Source organism: Streptococcus mitis (assembly GCF_946188375.1).
GTDB lineage: Bacteria > Bacillota > Bacilli > Lactobacillales > Streptococcaceae > Streptococcus > Streptococcus mitis_CX.
This window is the reverse complement of record NZ_CAMHUS010000001.1, coordinates 88,168-106,310: the sequence shown is the minus strand read 5'-3', so window position 1 is coordinate 106,310 and position 18,143 is coordinate 88,168. Positions and strand designations below refer to the sequence as shown.

Annotated in this window: 2 protein-coding genes; both read right to left on the bottom strand. The window is 38.0% G+C overall.

Going from position 1 to position 18,143, the window contains the following annotated elements; translation table 11 throughout:
• Positions 1 to 4: 4 nt before the first annotated feature.
• Entirely contained in the window at positions 5 to 3,106 is a 3,102-nt protein-coding gene (locus N8M16_RS00460; RefSeq protein ID WP_261069437.1) for a DNA polymerase III subunit alpha, read from the bottom strand.
• 133 nt (positions 3,107 to 3,239) lie between these two features.
• On the bottom strand, positions 3,240 to 17,930 hold the full coding sequence (locus N8M16_RS00455) for a mucin-binding protein (RefSeq protein ID WP_261069436.1): 14,691 nt from the start codon (positions 17,928 to 17,930) through the stop codon (positions 3,240 to 3,242).
• Positions 17,931 to 18,143 lie beyond the last annotated feature (213 nt).

The following is an 18,143-nucleotide window of genomic DNA, read 5'->3' as shown; positions in this document are numbered from 1 at the left end:
AATTTTAGCGATAAATCGTTTTCATAACTATTCCATTCAATTTCGCTTCTAATTCAGTGGATTTAGCTACAAAATGATGGGGAGAAACAATTGTTCTCTGTTCCTCTTCATACCTTATGATGACTGGGATTGGGCCTTTATACTGGTCTAAAATACGTGACATCTCTTGATCCGAGTCATGATTTTTTACCTGTATCCAAAAGCGTTCAGCAACTGCTTCTCTTATTTCTTGTGCAATCATTTGCAGACGACCGTCACGTGACTGGACTTTCCCTTTGATATAGTAGAAGGCTCCTTCTCTTACTTCCTGTCCAACCTGTCGATATAAATCTGAAAAGAGGGTAACATCCAATTTTTTCTTACTGTCATCTACCTGTAAGAAAGCCATATTTTCACCCTTTTTGGTACGAATTACTTTTATCTTCTGAACTTCAACCAAGATAATAGCATAGCTATTTTCTGATAAATTACTAATAGGAGTAATCGGATAAATAGCCTTACTTGCAATAGCTTGTAGAGGATGTTTGCTCACTCCTACTCCTAGAAGCTCTTGTTCCATGTAGAATTTTTCTTGCTCCGACCAGTCATCCGAATCTTGCCAACTATAGATGGTCTCTCCAAATAAGCTTCCCAATACTTTCACAAATTCAAATAGATTAGCTAAATTATTGAATACTTTTTTACGATTCTTTTCAAAGGAATCGAAAAGACCAACTTTTACCAAAGGTTCTAGCAGAGGAAGTTTCAGATAATTCTCAGGTAATTTAGCTACAAAATCTTCAATGTTAGAATAGGGTCTATTTTCAATGATCCAAAGCGCCAAATCTTTGCTGACTCCCTTAATCGATTTTAATCCTAGATAGATAGACTTGTTGGCAATTTTATCGTGATAGGGAATAGTATTAATGGACAGAGGGGCTACTTCAAAACCTGCTTCTAAGGCATCTGTTAAGTAATCACTGTTGGCAGAATTCAACATGACCTGATAAAAAATGGCTGGATAATGTGTTTTAAAATAAGCCAACTGGAAGGCCAAGGCTGAGTAGGCATAGGCGTGTGACCTGTTAAAACCATAGCCTGCAAACTTCTCCATAACATCAAAGACCTGCTCCGCTTTTTCCGCAGTATGACCAGCTTCTATGGAGCCTTGAATAAAGGAAGCCCTCATCTCATGCATAGCAAAGGCATCCTTTTTCCCCATAGCTCGACGCAAAATATCGGCCTTCCCAAGACTAAATCCAGCAAATCGCTGAGCAACCTGCATAACCTGCTCCTGATAGAGCATAATGCCGTAGGTTGGAGCCAAAATATCCTCCAGCACTGGATCCAGAACCGTCACTTCTTCTTGCTCATGCTTTCTAGCTACAAAATTATTGATATAATCACTAGCACCTGGTCGATTTAGGGAAGTAGTTGCTACGACATCTTCAAAACAGACTGGCTGCACACGCTTGAGCAGGCGAATAGCACCAGGTTGTTCAAATTGAAAGATACCTTTTGTATTACCAGAGGAAAATAAAGCTAGGGTGTCGTTGTCTTCTAAATCGATTTCTTCAATTTTAAGGTGAATACCTTCTGATTCAGCAAGCAACTCTTGCATCTTCTGGACAAAGGTCAAATTTCTTAATCCCAGGAAATCCATCTTCAAAAGTCCACTTGCTTCAACTCCATGAGCATCATACTGAGTCAGCGGAATTTCGTCACCATACTTTAGAGGGATGTAATTGGTCAAATCTTGGTCACTGATTACAACACCAGCCGCATGGACAGAGGTTTGTCTTGGATAGCCCTCAATCTTGCAAGCAATCTCAAAGGCTTTTTGGTATTCTAACTTACTATTAATTTGCTGACGAAACTGCAGATTGCCCTCATAGGCTGACTTAAGATTGTCCCGAAAACTGATTTTCTTAGTAATTGCAGATAATTCATACTCGGGCACACCAAAGCGTTTCAATACATCTCGAAGAGCTTGCTTAGCCCCAAAGGTAGAAAAAGTAACGATTTGAGCAGCATGTTTACTGCCATATTTATTGCCAACATACCTGATAAAATCTGGACGATAAATATCAGGAATATCAATATCAATATCAGGCATAGTATAGCGTTCACGATTGAGGAAACGTTCAAAAATCAGATTTTTCTCTACTGGGTCAATCCCTGTAATGTCTAGAGCATAGGAAACCAAGCTACCAACTGCGGAACCTCGTCCCATTCCCATATAATAGCCATTCGAACGTCCAAAACGCAATAAATCCCAAACAACCAAGAAATAATCATCAAAGCCCATATCATGTATAACAGCCAATTCTTGGTCTAGACGGTCTTGATATTCTTTACCAGTTAACCTCTTCTGAGAAAGCCCCAATTCAGCACGTTCTCTCAACTCTTCTACTGCTGGTCTAGCTGGATTAAAACGAGGCAGTTTCAGACTAGTATCCAAGTTATAAGAGATACCTGAAATCAGCTTTTCTAAGTTTTCCAAGGCTTGAGGAAAACGTTCTTGGAATAGTTTTTCTAAAGAACTTGCTGATATAAAAACATCTTGTCTCGAACGCAAGGGAACTTCTCTGAGTGGTAGATTTTCTTTAATCGCTGTTAATACTTGAAGAACTTCTCTATCCTTACTTTCAAATGTATTGACCCGATACAATGGCAAAATAGGATGGTGAAATTCGCTAGCTAGTGTTTCTGGGTAAACCCCTATATAGTAATCACAGCCTAGATTTAACAACTCAAGTTCTTCAAAATAAGGCACAATTACCGCAATATCCTCTAGATACTGAGATAGAACTGACCAACTTTTCTCCCCCTGCATCTTGGCTGTTGAAAGCTTCATCAACTGCTGATAGCCCACACTAGATAAAGCTAAAAAGCGCAGATTCACATCCTTATCATATACAAGCACATTCATTTCAAGCCCTAACAAAGGATGAATGCCGTATTTTTTTGTAACCTCTAGAAAGTCGAAAGCCCCATAAAGATTGTCAATATCCATCATAGCCAGATGAGTGTAGCCATAGTCTTTTGCTACTCTCACATACTTGTCGATTGAAATGACACTCTCCATAAAACTATAGACTGTTTTTGTATCTAGTTGTGCGATCAATTTACACTTCTCCTCTATCGTTCTCACTATATTATACCATTTTCAAAAAGAGAAAGAAAAGAACCTGAGATAGTAAATCTCAAGTTCTTTCTGTATTTGATTGCAATTCAGCATTTAATATAGAGCAAAATGATTATTCTTCATCTTCTCTTTTCTTACGAGCAATCAATCCAAATCCACTTAGGGCTCCTAGAAGTCCGAGTGCTGCAAGGCTAGCGTGATCTTCTGTACCTGTATTTGGAAGTTCACGTTGACCATCCATGTATTGAGGTGTAGAAGGCGCTGCTGGTTGAGCTGGAGTTGCTGGAGTACCATTATTATTTCCGTTGTTATCTCCATTATCTGCAGGCGTTACAGGTTGTGGAGTTTCTGGTTCTGGCTCAGGTTTTGGTTCCGGCTTAGGCTCTGGTTTAGGAGCTGGAGCTGGTGTTGGACCTGGGTATGGAGTTGGATTTGGTGTAGGATCCTTAGGAACGTAGTTGATTGGTGTATCTTGCGTTGGATCACCAGGTACCTCTGGTACTTCATATCCTTTCGTTGGATCATTTGGATCAACTGGTTTCAATGGATTTCCATTTGGATCTACTGGAATGAATCCTGGTACATAAGGTACTTTAGGTTTGTCAGTTCCTGGTTTAGTTGGATCTTTCGGATCGTTTGGATATGTGATTGGATTTGTTGGTGTTCCTGGAATATTTGGAATCCATGAACCTAACTTATCGTAAATCACTGTTTCATTGATATCCTTGATTGTATCAGGAGTTACTTTTACATCTTTAGTTGATGATTCTAGATCACCAGCTTTAGCGATGTATCCTTTCACAACTGGTACTTGGTAACCGTTGAAGATGTCATCGTTACGATCTGTTGTCCATTCACCATAAGTGATTTCACCAGTTACTAAGTTAACCTTAGCTTCACGAGTGAACTTGATAGTTTCTGTACGAGTTTCAGAAACTTCTTTTCCGTCGCGATCTACATACTTAATCGTACGTGTAGCTGATTTCTCAGTTACAAGATCTTTCACAGTATTTGGCCATACTGGGCTGTTTGGATCTTCAGGGAATACTGGTTTACCTGGTTCTGGTGTAGATGGTGTCACAGGTGTTCCATCTGGATTCTTCGGTAAGTTTGGATCAGTTGGATCTACTGGTTTACCTGGTGTAACTGGAATAATTCTTTCAGCTACTGTTACAGTGAAGATTTGATCTACAGATTTATCTTTATCAAATACTCTGTCTGTATCTTTAGATGGGAACTCGTTCTTAACGACTCTGTATCCAGCTTTTTCAAGTTTTTCAATAGTCTTAGTTACTTCATCAACTTTAGACTTAGTGAAGTTAGCTCCTGAATCACCTTCATCAATTACTGGAGTTGATACTACTTTACCTTTTTCATCTACGAAGTTAGTGATAGCTTTTTGTTTATCAGTTACGTAAGTGATTCGCGTATCAGTTCCTGGATCTGTTGGTACTGGTGGTACTTCATATCCTTTAGTTGGATCGTTTGGATCTACTGGTGTTAATGGAACTAGTGGGTTATCCGGACTAATTGGTTTAGTTGGATCTTTTGGCACCACCGGTGTAGTTCCTGGGATATAAGGCACTTTAGGTTTATCAGTTCCAGGTTTAGTTGGATCTTTTGGATCGTTTGGATACGTAACCGGAGGAACTGGTGTAGAACCTTCTGGTACTTTTGGAATCCATGAACCAAGTTTAGTGTAGACAACTTCGATATTTTCATCTTTAGAGTCTGCAGTTAATCCTGTTGTAGCTGCTACTTCTTTTTGTTTGGCATCTTTCAGGATGTAGCCTTTAACGACTGGTGATTCAACTTTATCGAATGTTGTATCTCCATCTTTAGCTGTCCAGTTACCGTATGTGATCTCATCTGTTACAGAGTTAATCTTAGCTTCACGAGTGAATGTAACTTTATCTGTTACTTTCTTAGCCACTTCCTCACCTTTTTCGTTAACGTATGTGATTGTACGGTTCACGTGGCGAGTTGTATCAATCTTCTTGATTAGATCTTCAGTCCATTTTGGTCCATCAGGGTTCTTAGGATCGATTGGTTCACCTGGTTTTGGTTTATTTGGATCATTTGGATTTTCTGGATCTACTGGTTTGATTGGCTCAACGTGTGGTTTAACTGTAACTACGAAGCTTTGATCTACTTTCGTATCTTTATCGTAGTTCTTATCTGTAGCAGTTGTGAATCCGTCACTCACTAAGTCATATCCTAGAGCTTTCAATTCAGCAAGTTTAGCTACTGTACTGTAGTCGATTGGTTCTCCAGATTTACCTTCTAGGTTATCTGTGTGAAGTACTGTTCCAGTTCCTTCTACCACATAAGTTACTTTTGCTTTCTGAGTATCTTTCTCATAAGTGATTTCAGTATCTTCTGTTGGGGTTTCAGGTGTTGGTGGAACATATCCTTTACTTGGATCGTTTGGATCTACTGGTTTCAGTGGGTTTCCATTTGGATCTTTTGGTGTAGTTCCTGGTACGTAAGGAACGATTGGTCTATCGTTTCCTGGTTTAGTTGGATCGTTCGGATCATTTGGATATGGAAGTGGATCAATTGGTGTTTCACCTTCTGGTACTTTCGGTACCCATGAACCAAGTTTAGTGTAAACTACTTCGATGTTTTCATCTTTAGAGTCTGCAGTTAATCCTGTTGTAGCTGCTACTTCTTTTTGTTTGGCATCTTTCAGGATGTATCCGTTAACGACTGGTGATTCAACTTTATCGAATGTTGTATCTCCATCTTTAGCTGTCCAGTTACCGTAAGTGATTTCACCTGTTACTGAATTGATCTTAGCTTCACGATTGAATGTAACTTTATCAGTTACTTTCTTAGCTACTTCCTCACCTTTTTCGTTAACATACTTAATTGTACGGTTCACATGGCGAGTTGTATCAATCTTCTTGATTAGATCTTCAGTCCATTTTGGTCCATCAGGGTTCTTAGGATCGATTGGATCACCCGGTTTTGGTTTATTTGGATCATTTGGATTTTCTGGATCTACTGGTTTGATTGGCTCAACGTGTGGTTTAACTGTTACTACAAAGCTTTGATCAACTTTTGTATCTTTATCGTAGTTCTTATCTGTAGCTGTTGTGAATCCGTCACTTACTAGGTCATATCCTAGAGCTTTCAATTCAGCAAGTTTAGCTACTGTACTGTACTCGATTGGTTCTCCAGATTTACCTTCTAGGTTATCTGTGTGAAGTACTGTTCCTGTTCCTTCTACCACATAAGTTACTTTCGCTTTTTGAGTATCTTTCTCATAAGTGATTTGCGTATCTTCTGTTGGATTTTCAGGTGTTGGTGGAACATATCCTTTACTTGGATCGTTTGGATCTACTGGTTTCAGTGGATTTCCATTTGGATCTTTTGGAGTTGTTCCTGGAACGTGAGGAATCACTGTTGTTGGTGTTCCTGGTCTAGTTGGATCTGTTGGATCGTTTGGATATTGAGGTTTCTCAACTTTTGGAACTTCGAATCCTTCTGGTACTTTTGGTACATATTTACCTAGTGGTGTGTAAACAACATTTACTACAGAATCAGCTGCATCGTGAGCTACGTTCTCTACTTTTTCAGCTGCTTTAATATCCGCAACGTATCCGTCGATAACTGGTGATGTTACTTCAGCTAATGTTTGAGGTTCAGTCCAATCAGAAGTATAAGTGATTTCACCTGTTACTTTGTTTAAATCACCTTTACGAGAGTAACGAAGTTTTTGTTCTACAGTAGCTGCAGCTTCTTGACCACGTTTAGCTTCTTCTACTTTATCAGTATTAGCGTATCTGTAGTTGATTGTACGATTTACTTCATCTAGTAATCCAAGTTGTTCGTAAGTACGTTGTTTTGGATCTCCCGGTACTTTGTCTCCTGGTTTTGGAGTAACATTAGGATTATTTGGATCTAGCGGTTTATCTGGATCGATTGGAGTAATTCCTTCTTTAACGATTACGTAGTAAACTTGGCTAATTCCTTTATCACCTTTATCGTCTTTGTCATCGAATGTACGGTTTTCCTCAGCGTAGAATGCTACACGTTCTGCTGTATAAGCTGGATCAGTTGGTTCAACAACTTCATAACCTTTAGCTTCTAACTCAGCTTTAACGTTATCAACATTTGTTGTCTTGATTGCTTTACCTGTGTCTCCTGCTTCCGCAACTGATACGTGAACTGCAGTTCCATCAGCTTTAATGAAGTGAACTAGAGCTACTTGAGAACCATCCTTAACATACGTGATTGTAGTGTTTTGAGTTGGATCTTCCGGTACTTTTGGTACTTCATATCCTTTCGTTGGATCGTTAGGATCTTTCGGAGTTAATGGTTTACCGTTTGGTCCTACAGGTGTTGTTCCAGGGATGTATGGTACTACTGGAGTTTCAGCAGGTGTCCCTGGTTTTGTAGGATCGTTTGGATCATTTGGATATGGTTTTGGAGTTAAGTCAGTGTTCGCTGGAGGTGTTACTCCTTCAGGAATTACTGGTACATATGAACCAAGTTTACGGTAGATAATTGTTTCTTCACTATCTTTATCTGTAGCTTTAACATTTTCACGAGCTGTAGATTTAGCGGCTGAAGCTACATATCCAGGTTTATCTGGAGTTGTTATAGAATCGATTGTTGTATCGTCACCTTTAGCTTTCCAATCACTAAAGTTAGAGATTGCTCCAGTTACTGGATCTAAGTCAGCTGTACGAGTGAATGTTAATGTTTGGACATTATCAGGGATACCTGCATCTGATCCGTCAGCTAGTTTGTAGTGAACTGTGTGCGTTACTTCTTCGATTAATCCTAATTCTTTGTACGTACGACCTTTTGGATCGTTTGGTACTTTGTCTTCAGGTTTTGGAGTAACAGCTGGAGTATTTGGATCTGCTGGTTTAGAAGGATCTAATGTTACTGGTTTTGTAGTATAAACTACTGTTTCATTAATGTCTTCAGCAGTTGCTGTTACTTCTGATGCTGGTACAGTCACTTTATTTGGAGTGTAATTCTTAATTTCTGGTGAAGTTACTTCTTCAAATGTTTGAGCTGGTGACCAGTCTCCGAATGTAATCTTACCAGTTACTGGGTTAATTGTTGCTGAACGTTTGAACTCTTTCGTTTCTTCTACTGAATCAGCAGCCTTCTTACCGTCTGCATATACATAGTTGATTGTACGTTTAACTTCTTCTTTACGTCCATCTTCTAACTCTTTGATTAACTCTGGAGTCCATTTTGGTCCTGTTGGATTATTTGGATCAATTGGTTTATCTGGAGTTGGTGCTGGATCATTTGGATTTACAGTTACTGGTTTAATCGCTACAAGGACTTTGTATTCTTGGTTAGTCTTAGAGTCTGCATCAAACTTACCATTTTCTGGGTAGTTGTTTTCAACAACTGTATATCCTTTAGCTTTCAGAGCTTCGATTGTAGCTGTTACTTCTGTACCTTTCGTAAATGCTTTTCCTGTATCTCCAGTATCAACGATTGATTGAGCCACTCCACCTTTTTCAGTCTTATCCGTTTCACTGTTTACTTCAATGAAATGAACAACCGCTACTTGAGAACCATCTTTCGTATAAACAATTGTTGTATCCTCAGTTGGATTTGTTGGTGTTGGTGGGTTATAACCTTTCGTTGGATCGTTAGGATCTTTTTGAGTTAATGGTTGTCCATCTGGTCCTACTGGTGTTGTTCCTGGAACATATGGAATCGTTGTTGTTGGTGTTCCTGGTTTTGTAGGGTCATCTGGATTGTTTGGATATTGTGGATTTTCAATTGTCGGAGGAGTGAATCCTTCTGGAACAACTGGTACAAATTTACCTAAATCTTTATAGATAACTTTTTCAATAATATCTTTATCCGTTGCATTAACACCCGTTACATCTTGCTTAGATGACTCAACATCTCCTGTAGCTACGTATCCAGTTTTAACTGGTACTACAGCTTTACCTTCAAGAGTTGTATCGTTATCTTTAGCAGTCCATTCACTATAAGTAATTTCACCTGTAACTCCATTTACTGATGCTGTACGTGTGAAGCTTACTGTAGTTTCATGTTTAGGTTCTGCATCAGTTCCACGTTTAGAAGTATCTGCTACATCATCTGCATAAGTATACGTAATTGTACGTTTTACTTCTTCTGCCAGTTTAAGATCTTTATATTTTGGTCCATTTGGATTTTTTGGATCTACTGGTTTTTCAGGATCGAAGTTTGGATCTTTTGGATCAATTGTAATTTGTTTTGTTTTGTAAACTACAACTTCTTCATAATCAGCAGCATCTGCCGTCACAGTTTTCGCTGGTACGTCACTTACTGTTGGATTACTTACTAATGCTGAAGTGTATCCGTCAATTGTAGGAGTTATTACAGCTTCAAATCCATCAGTTGTCTTAGGTGTCCATGCTCCATATTCAACTTCTCCTGTCACAAGGTTAACTTTAGCTGTTCTAGTAAATTCAAGCGTTTGAACTTTCTTAGCTACAACATCTGTTCCAAGTTTGCCATCTTCTACTGGAGTTGCATTTTCATATACATACTTGATTGTACGTGTTACAGATTCAGTTGTCTTCAAGTCTTTAACAGATTCTGGCCATTTTGGTCCATCTGGTTTTGTTGGATCTACTGGTTGACCTGGTTCTGGTTTCACATAACCTGGAGTTGTTGGATCAGTTGGAATATCTTTAACAATCGGTTTGAATGTTACTGTATACTCTTGGTTTGTTGATGCATCAGCGTCAAATACTTTTTCAGCATCTGTTGATGGATAATCTTTTTCACCTGCATTTACATTAGCTACTTTTTCATATCCACGAGCTAAGATCTTATTGATTGCCGCAGTAACATCCGCATCTTTCGTAAAGGCTTTACCTGTATCTCCTGTATCGACTACTGATGGTTCTAATCCTTTACCAGTTGTATCTACAAATTTCGTTACAGCTACTTGAGAACCATCTTTCGTATAAACGATTGTTGTATCCCCTGTTGGTGTTGTTGGAGCTGGTGGTAAGTATCCTTCTTCTTTATTAGCAGGGTTTTTCGGTGTCAACGGTTGTCCATCTGGTCCTACTGGTGTTGTTCCTGGAACATATGGAATCGTTGTTGTAGTTGTTGGATCACCTGGTTTAGATGGATCATCTGAGTTTGGATATTGTGGATTTTGAATTGTAGGAGGAGTGAATCCTTCTGGTACAACTGGTACATATTTACCTAGTGCTTTATACACTACTTTTTCCGTAATATCTTTATCTTCTGCTTTAACTGATGTTACATCTTTCTTAGATGAATCTACATCGCCTGTCGCTACATAACCTGCTACTTTAGGAAGTTCTGCTTTTCCTTCTAATGTAGTGTCATTATCTTTAGCTTCCCATTCTCCGTATGTGATTTCTCCTGTTACTGGGTTCACTTGAGCTACACGAGTATAGTTCACTTTTGTAGTGAATGGATCAGCTACATTCGTTCCAGCTTTATTGCCATCTTTTTCAGCTTGGTTCAATTCACTTGCTTCTGTTGAGTAAGTGTACGAAATTGTACGTGTTACTTCTTCAGTATTTTTCAATTTCGCAAGTAATTCGTCAGTCCATTTTGGTCCATTTGGATCATTTGGATTAATTGGCTCATCTTTCTTAGGTTCTTTATAACCTGGAGCTTTGGGATCAACAGTGATTAGTTTAGTTTTGTATACTACTACTTCTTCGAAGTCTTTATCTGTAGCCGCAACAGTTTTCTCTGGTACATCAGCTGTTGTTGGAGTTACACCTGCAACTGCCGCTGTGTATTTCTCTAATACTGGAGATGTTACTGCTTCGAATTTTTGGTTCGCTGACCAATCTCCGTATGTGATTTCTCCTGTCGCAACATTAATCTTACCAGGACGAGTAAATTTAAGTGTTTTAACTTTCTTGTCAGCTACACTTGTTAGATTAGATTCTGCTACTGGAGTACCGTCTTCGTATACATACTTAATTGTACGTGTTACTTCTTCTTGTACTTTTACAGCGTTGATTAATGCTTCAGTCCATTTTGGTCCATCTGGATTACTTGGATCGAGTGGTGTTACACCTGGAGTTGGTTTTGGATTATCGTTACTTGCTGGTTTTGTTGGATCAAATGATGGAATATCTACTACTTTAGCTTTGAATTTCACCACATATTCTTGATCAACTGCAGCATCTTTATCGAATTTGTCTGTTGATACAAATCCGTTATTTACAAGTTCGTAACCTTTCTTAGCAAGCTCAGCAATCTTATCAGTTACTGAAGTTGCTGTTGTTGCTGGGTAAGCTGCTTCTGATTTACCTGTCACAACAACTGGATCTGCAAGACCAGGAGTAATGACTTTATTTGTATTAGTAGGATCTACTTCTACAAACTTAACTACAGCTTTTTGAGCAACTGGAGTATAAAGTACTGTAATCTTGTAATCATCTGCTTCTGCATCAATTGCTGCAGTTGCTTCTACAGTAGCGTTATCTGGAACATAACCAGTTACTTCTGGAGAGTTAACAAGGTTAAATTTATCATCTTTTACTTTTTCTGCATCAGATAATTTAATTGCATCGTTAGATGTTCCACCTACTGGAGTCCATGGTCCAAATGTAACGATTGATTTTTGAGTATCTGTTGCATCTGCTGCGATTGCTTTGTTTGTGATGTGGTCGTAGTAAACTGTACGAGCTTTGTATTCTTCAGGAGAATCATATCCACTCTTATCTAATACCGCTTTGTAAGTTGCGTATTCTGTTGGATATACTTTCGCAGCTAATGTGTAATCGATTGTACGGTCACGTTCAAAGTGAAGTGTTTCAGTCACTGTTGGTGCAGCTGTTGTTCCACGTTTATCAGTTGGTACATCATCTGTACTAGCATATTTATACTCAATTGTACGTGTTACTTCTTGAGTATCTTTAATTTTACGAGTAACTTTCTTGTGACGTAGGTAAACATTGAATGCTTGGTCTACATCTTTATCATCATCGAACTTACGTCTACCCTCAATAGCTGTACCTTGAGTATTGTTTGTATAATCATCGGTTACTAATTCATAACCTTGGTCTTCATATTTCTTGATTGTTTTAGCTGTTAAATAAGGAATCTTAGTATGAGATTTACCTTGTAGTTCTGGAACAGCATAAGTTGTTTTCGCATCTTTATTTGTTGCAGGGGCAGTTGCTGCTGTTTGAACTTCAAGAATACGAGCATCCCCTGTTGCATCTAAGTCTATGTATGTTACATTCGCTTTTTGTTTGTCAGCTTTGTAAACAACATACATATCGAAGTCATCTTTATTGTCTGAACGAACTTCAGATACTAGCGGCTCATATACTCCAACATCTTTTGTATTATCTGCTACTGGAGTATATAATCCTACAGGTTGTTTACCATTGTGGATGTGTCCCATCTTACCGTCAGTACCTGGACTTGTAAAGTCAGCTGTTACTACTTCAGCAGTATATCCTTTAACTGTCGGTGAGATGATTTCTTTAAATTTAGAGTTTTCATCACTTGAAGCTGTCCATTTACCAATGATAATTGAACCTTGATTGAATTTAGTTCCCGCCGGAATTGTATCTCCAACTTTATAAACATGCCCTGTTGCATCTGTAACTTGGTTTGCAGTGACTAATTCTTTATCTGTTTTACCTGCTTCAGAGAAAATCTTGTATTCACGAGTGTAATCAATCGTTTGTGTACGAGTAACTGGTGTGTTATCGATTGCTACGATTGGATCATTATCTTTATATGAATCTTGACTTGATGGGTTATCATTATCATTTTCATATACATAGTGAATTGTACGAGTGATTGAAGCTTTTGATTGTGGTTTAACGATTGGTGTATATTTAGCTCTACCATAATCAGTACCATACTGGCTAGTTACAGAGTCTCCTGCTACTTTATCATTATAGTCGATATCTGGTTGTTGTTTTACTACACCAGTACCTGTTCCTACGAACTTAGGATGTGGAGTGAATGTAATTTCACCTGTGTCTTGGTTTAATGTATATGTTCCTTCATTTTCGATTACGATTTCTGTATCTGTTACTTTAGTATAGCTACGAGGTACTGTTGTAACTTCACCCGTTTCTGGATCAATGTGAACTGCATCTGGAAGTTTAGATCCCATTAAGTTCTCATATGTTGTTGCTTCACGAGATCCTTTTGGAACAGTATCATTATTTGCATTATAAGTAGTACCATTTAATGTGATAGACTCACCTTTTGGAACAAGTTGATCTGCTGGAGTCTCTTTCCCTAAAACAGAGAATTTATCAGCCGTTACTTTCGGAATAGTCTCACCTTTTTGGTATGTTTTCTTCCATGTAGTTATCTGAGCTCCCCCAGTTATCTTAAGTGGAGTAACAAGTTCATCACCTTTTTGAACTTTATCTCCTACCGGAATAACAACATTTGTTCCATTTCTTAAAACTGTTGTCGGCTCTGTAACTGTAGGTCCTGCACCTTCTAAAATTGCTCCTGCAGGTACTGAACCAGTACTATAACGAACATTGCTTACAAGTACATCTCCTGTTCCATTAACTGTCACAGCTTCTGTTTCAGCGATTCTTGTATTTGCAGGAATCTTATCAGCTGGTTTGAATGTTGCTGTGTTTCCATTAGGTAATGTTACTTCTGTTTCTTTATCAACTTTTGTATCTTCAGTATATACTTTTCCAGGAATTTCTTTTTTAGTTGCTAAAGTTGGTTTTTTAGTTTTATCTAAAATTGCAAAGTTCGCAGTATACTTGACATCTTCAATTTTATCATTTGTTACTGTTTCAACCGTTGCATAAGCTGGAATGGTTGGATTTGATGATTGTGGTTTTCCTTGCACATCTTCTGTAATTGTATCTTCCCCTACTGGGCGAACATCAATAACAGTTGGAATATAGCTAGTATCCATAGATTTATAGCCATTATTTCCATTATTTGTGTTTTCTAATACTTTATCTTTTTCTGCTAGTGTAGTAGATGTTTTAGAAGTTTCGATTGTGTCGCTTGTAGCTTCCCAACCAGTTGAACTATTGTTATCATCCCATGCACGAACTGCGATACCTTTAGCTGTACCTACATAAGCATCTACAGGTTTGAAGGTTAAAGTAGTTTCGTATAGACCGTTACCAATAGAAACATTCTTACCGTTACTTGCTGGATTTACTTTATATGTACCTACTTCATTTCCTGCAGTATCATATTCAGTATATGTGTCAAGTAAGTACTCTGTTTTGTTATTCAATGGATTTGTAATTTTTAGACCTTTACCAAGAACTTTATTGTTCTTATCCTTAACGGTTACATACTCTCCAGTGAATACTGTTGCACCATTACGTTCAACGAAAATTTTGCCGTCATCACCTTTACGATAGTTTGATGGTAATTCGCTATCTGTTGGTGTGTAAGCTTCTTCTTTTGCAACTTGTTTATCTGTTAAAACAATTTTCGGTGGCAAGTTATCATTTTCAATTTGAGCCCATTGTTTATATTTAGAATCCTTGTTTTTACCATTCGCTGTGAACATCGCATTTGTTGGTAACTTAACAGTTTGCTCACGACCTTGGAAATCTTTTGTTTCATGTTTGGTACCACGTGGCATATGGATAACATGCGTTTCAAAGTCTTCTACTTCCCCTGATGATGCTACACCTGTTGGTTCTAAAATTTCATTTTTAGTTAGTGAGATACGTAAACGTACTCCTAGACTATCTGCTGAAGTATCTAGTAATTGTGGTGTATTTTTGAATTTGATATTATAAGTTCCGTTTTGATTAACTTCTACAATTTCTGAAGATTCATTAAGATCGAATTTACCGTTGTTATTGAAGTCTACCCACCCACGAACATAGGCTTTATCGTTATTTACACCTAAATTAGCACGAACACCTTCAAGAATATATTCATTACCTTGAGCATGACGTAATTTATACTCAGTCGCTACCGCTGGGTCAAGAAGTTGGCTTTCTCCTTCATCTCCAAGAGTACCTTCACCTAAAGCTCCAGTTGTATGGTTATAAACCCCACGAATTGGAAGCTTCGTTTTAGGATTTGCCATTTCAATAACATCACCTTGATTTAAAAGTACACGTGTGTTATCAGCTTTTTCAATTACAGCATTCCCATTTGGTAATAATAAGTATTTACCTGTTACACCTTTATCTGTTGTTACAATTGTTTTTCCTGATTCTAATGGTGTCTCTTTATATTTCTCTGATGTAATTAAGTCATCAAGTACCCATCCGCCTGAAGGATCTGTTTTTGTTGAACGGAAGTCTGGATCTCCTTTAACATTACCTAAGTATGGTTGAGTAGCAGTAACTTGTGTTTTCACACCATCTTTAACAACTTCTTTGTTGAAATCTCCGATGATATGTTGAGCTGAACCATAAGATTGTGGTGCATCTCCACCATCATAAATCATGAAACCAATAGTTCCTGCTTGCGCACCTGAAGAGTTTAAGTACATTGATAATGTCTTAACGTTTTGAGAAAGCGCTATTGGTAATGAGTTTTTAGAACCCATAGCTGTGTAGTTAGCTCCGAATGTATTCGTTCCATATGCAGAAGGATTTCCATTTTTATCTACGTTAACCCAATCTTTTGGATTATACCCTGCTTCTGCAAGGCGTCCATCAGCATTAACATCACTTGGTCTACTTGGGTAAACTCCTTGAGCAGTTTTTTCATCAATATCTTTTTGAAGGTTTAACGCCATGAATTGTTCCCATTTCGTTCCATCTGTCTCGAATTGAACAATTTCTGTACGCCCAGCTTCTTCAGCATCGGCAGCAATTACGTTAACATCTACAATACGCCCGTTATAAGTTGCAGAAAGTGCAAATGTTACCCCTACATTCGCTTCATCACGAGACGATGTAAATGCAGTAAGCATTTCACTTCCATCTGGATTTGTTGTCGGAAGCCCAGCTTTTCTTAAATACGACCATTGAGTATCTTGAGCTGTTATAAGCACATCAGCTTTTCTATCGTTACCAATCTTTTTATATAATGCTGCTGATCCGTTTGGTACAGCCTTACCATTCACATTAACATAAGTGAACCCAGTTTCTGACAATTTCGTTGCAGATAATTGTTGAGCATCAATAGCTTTGTTGTAGGCTTGAACAGCTTTTTGATAAGCTGCTACTTTCTCATAGTAGGCATCTGTATTAGCAAATGTTTCTGTCGGATATTCTGGTATCGTTAATGCTACACCATTTACTGATACTGTTGGGTTATTAGCCAACGTTTTTTTGTTTTTCGTAGCATTTTCTTTGAATCTTTTATCCTCAGCTTGTGCTTTCGCTAATTGTTTATCAGAACCCCAATCACCATAATCACGAACCGCATTCACTGGTCCTGCTGGTGTTTTATTTGGATCAGCCTCTACATTTTTCGAACCTAATTTTATAACTGTAGCTGTTAAAGTATAGCCTTCAACCTTTGTTTTAACATTGAACTTCATACCTTCTTGTAAAGCTTCGTAAAGTTCATGATCGTTTTGAGCTCCACCCGTGTAGTATAAATGTTCAACATATTTCGCAGTTCCTGAATTTAAGAATTTATCATCAGTTGTTAAACCTTTTGAACCATCAGCATAGGTAACATCACGAACCATTGTGATTTTACCTTCAACTCTATCACCATTTGGATATGTGATAGTTTTAGTAATTGGTTGCGCTAATTTTCTTGCTGGACCTACTACAGTACCATTAGAGTATGTAATTGATGCTGCTGCAAAGTCGAACCAGTTAATATTATTTTTAAGTTGCTCTAAGTTTTTTGTACCCGCAGTACCAACAACAGTGTTTCCAGAAGGAATCTTTGTTTTAACACCATTTACAGTAACAGTTGCTTCACCTGCAGTTGCGTTTCCTTTTTGTACTACTTCAATCATAGAAGGATCCGTAATGCTAGGGTTGGCATTCATAATCTCACGCTTAATCGCTGCAACTTCTTCATCCGTTAACTCATTAATATTTTTTACAGGAGTCTTAGTTGTTGGAGCTACGATTGCTGTATTGGTAGTAGTTTCATCCCCCAACACTGCTTCAACCTTACCTACGTGTCCTGCACGTTTCATCTCAGCATAGACTGCTTCAATAGCAGATGAGATACGTTGGAGTTGGGCATCCAATTCTTCCTTGGTGATTTCTCCTGCCGCAAGAGCTTTCTTAGAAGCTTCGATTTGAACTTTAGCTGAAGCTACTGCAGTTGCGATTGCTTCTTTTCCAGCTTTATCTTCTGCCTTTTTATCCGCAAAGTTTGAGGCAGTTGTGTTCAATACTTCTGCTTCAGATGTCAATTGTTCAAGAACAGTTTTAGTAGCAGTAATTGGGTTTTCTGCTTTCTTTTCGTCCTTTTTATCAGCTTTTTCATCAACTGCTTTATCAGCTTTTTTGTCTGTTGAAGGAGCAGTTAGTGTTGCTTTTTCTTTGTCAGCTGCTTCTGTTTTTTCAGTTGTAGCTATTTCAGCTGCTTTATCATCTTTCTTAGATGCTTCAGCAGCTAATTTTGCAACTTCCTCATCACTCAAGGTTGGCTTTTCTACTACAGCCGCTTCTGTCGTAGCAGAAAGAGCTGGTGTCGTCACATTTGCGACATTCTCACCTACCTTATCATCTTTTGGAGCAGATGCAACAGCTTCTGTTTTATTTTCAGCAGCTGTTTCTTCTGCCTTGACAGTCGTTTGGGCAGCACCCAAAATCAAGGCTGTCCCCAACAGCACACTCGTAGCACCAAAATGATACTTACGAATAGAGAAACGTTGGCTCAAGCCATACCAATCAAAAGATTTATTTTTTTGTCTTTTTGATTTATACATAATGTTCACTTCCATATTTTTTTATGTAACTTCGAATTACAATTACATAGTATATATTTTATCACAAAAACGCTATCAGTTCAAGAAAGAAATAATTATATATATATATATATTAATCGTTTTTTGATATTATTTATATTTATATACTATTTTGTTTTTGACTTTATCTTGGTATTTTTTTTGCTTTTTTGATATAATAAATTAAAGTATAAT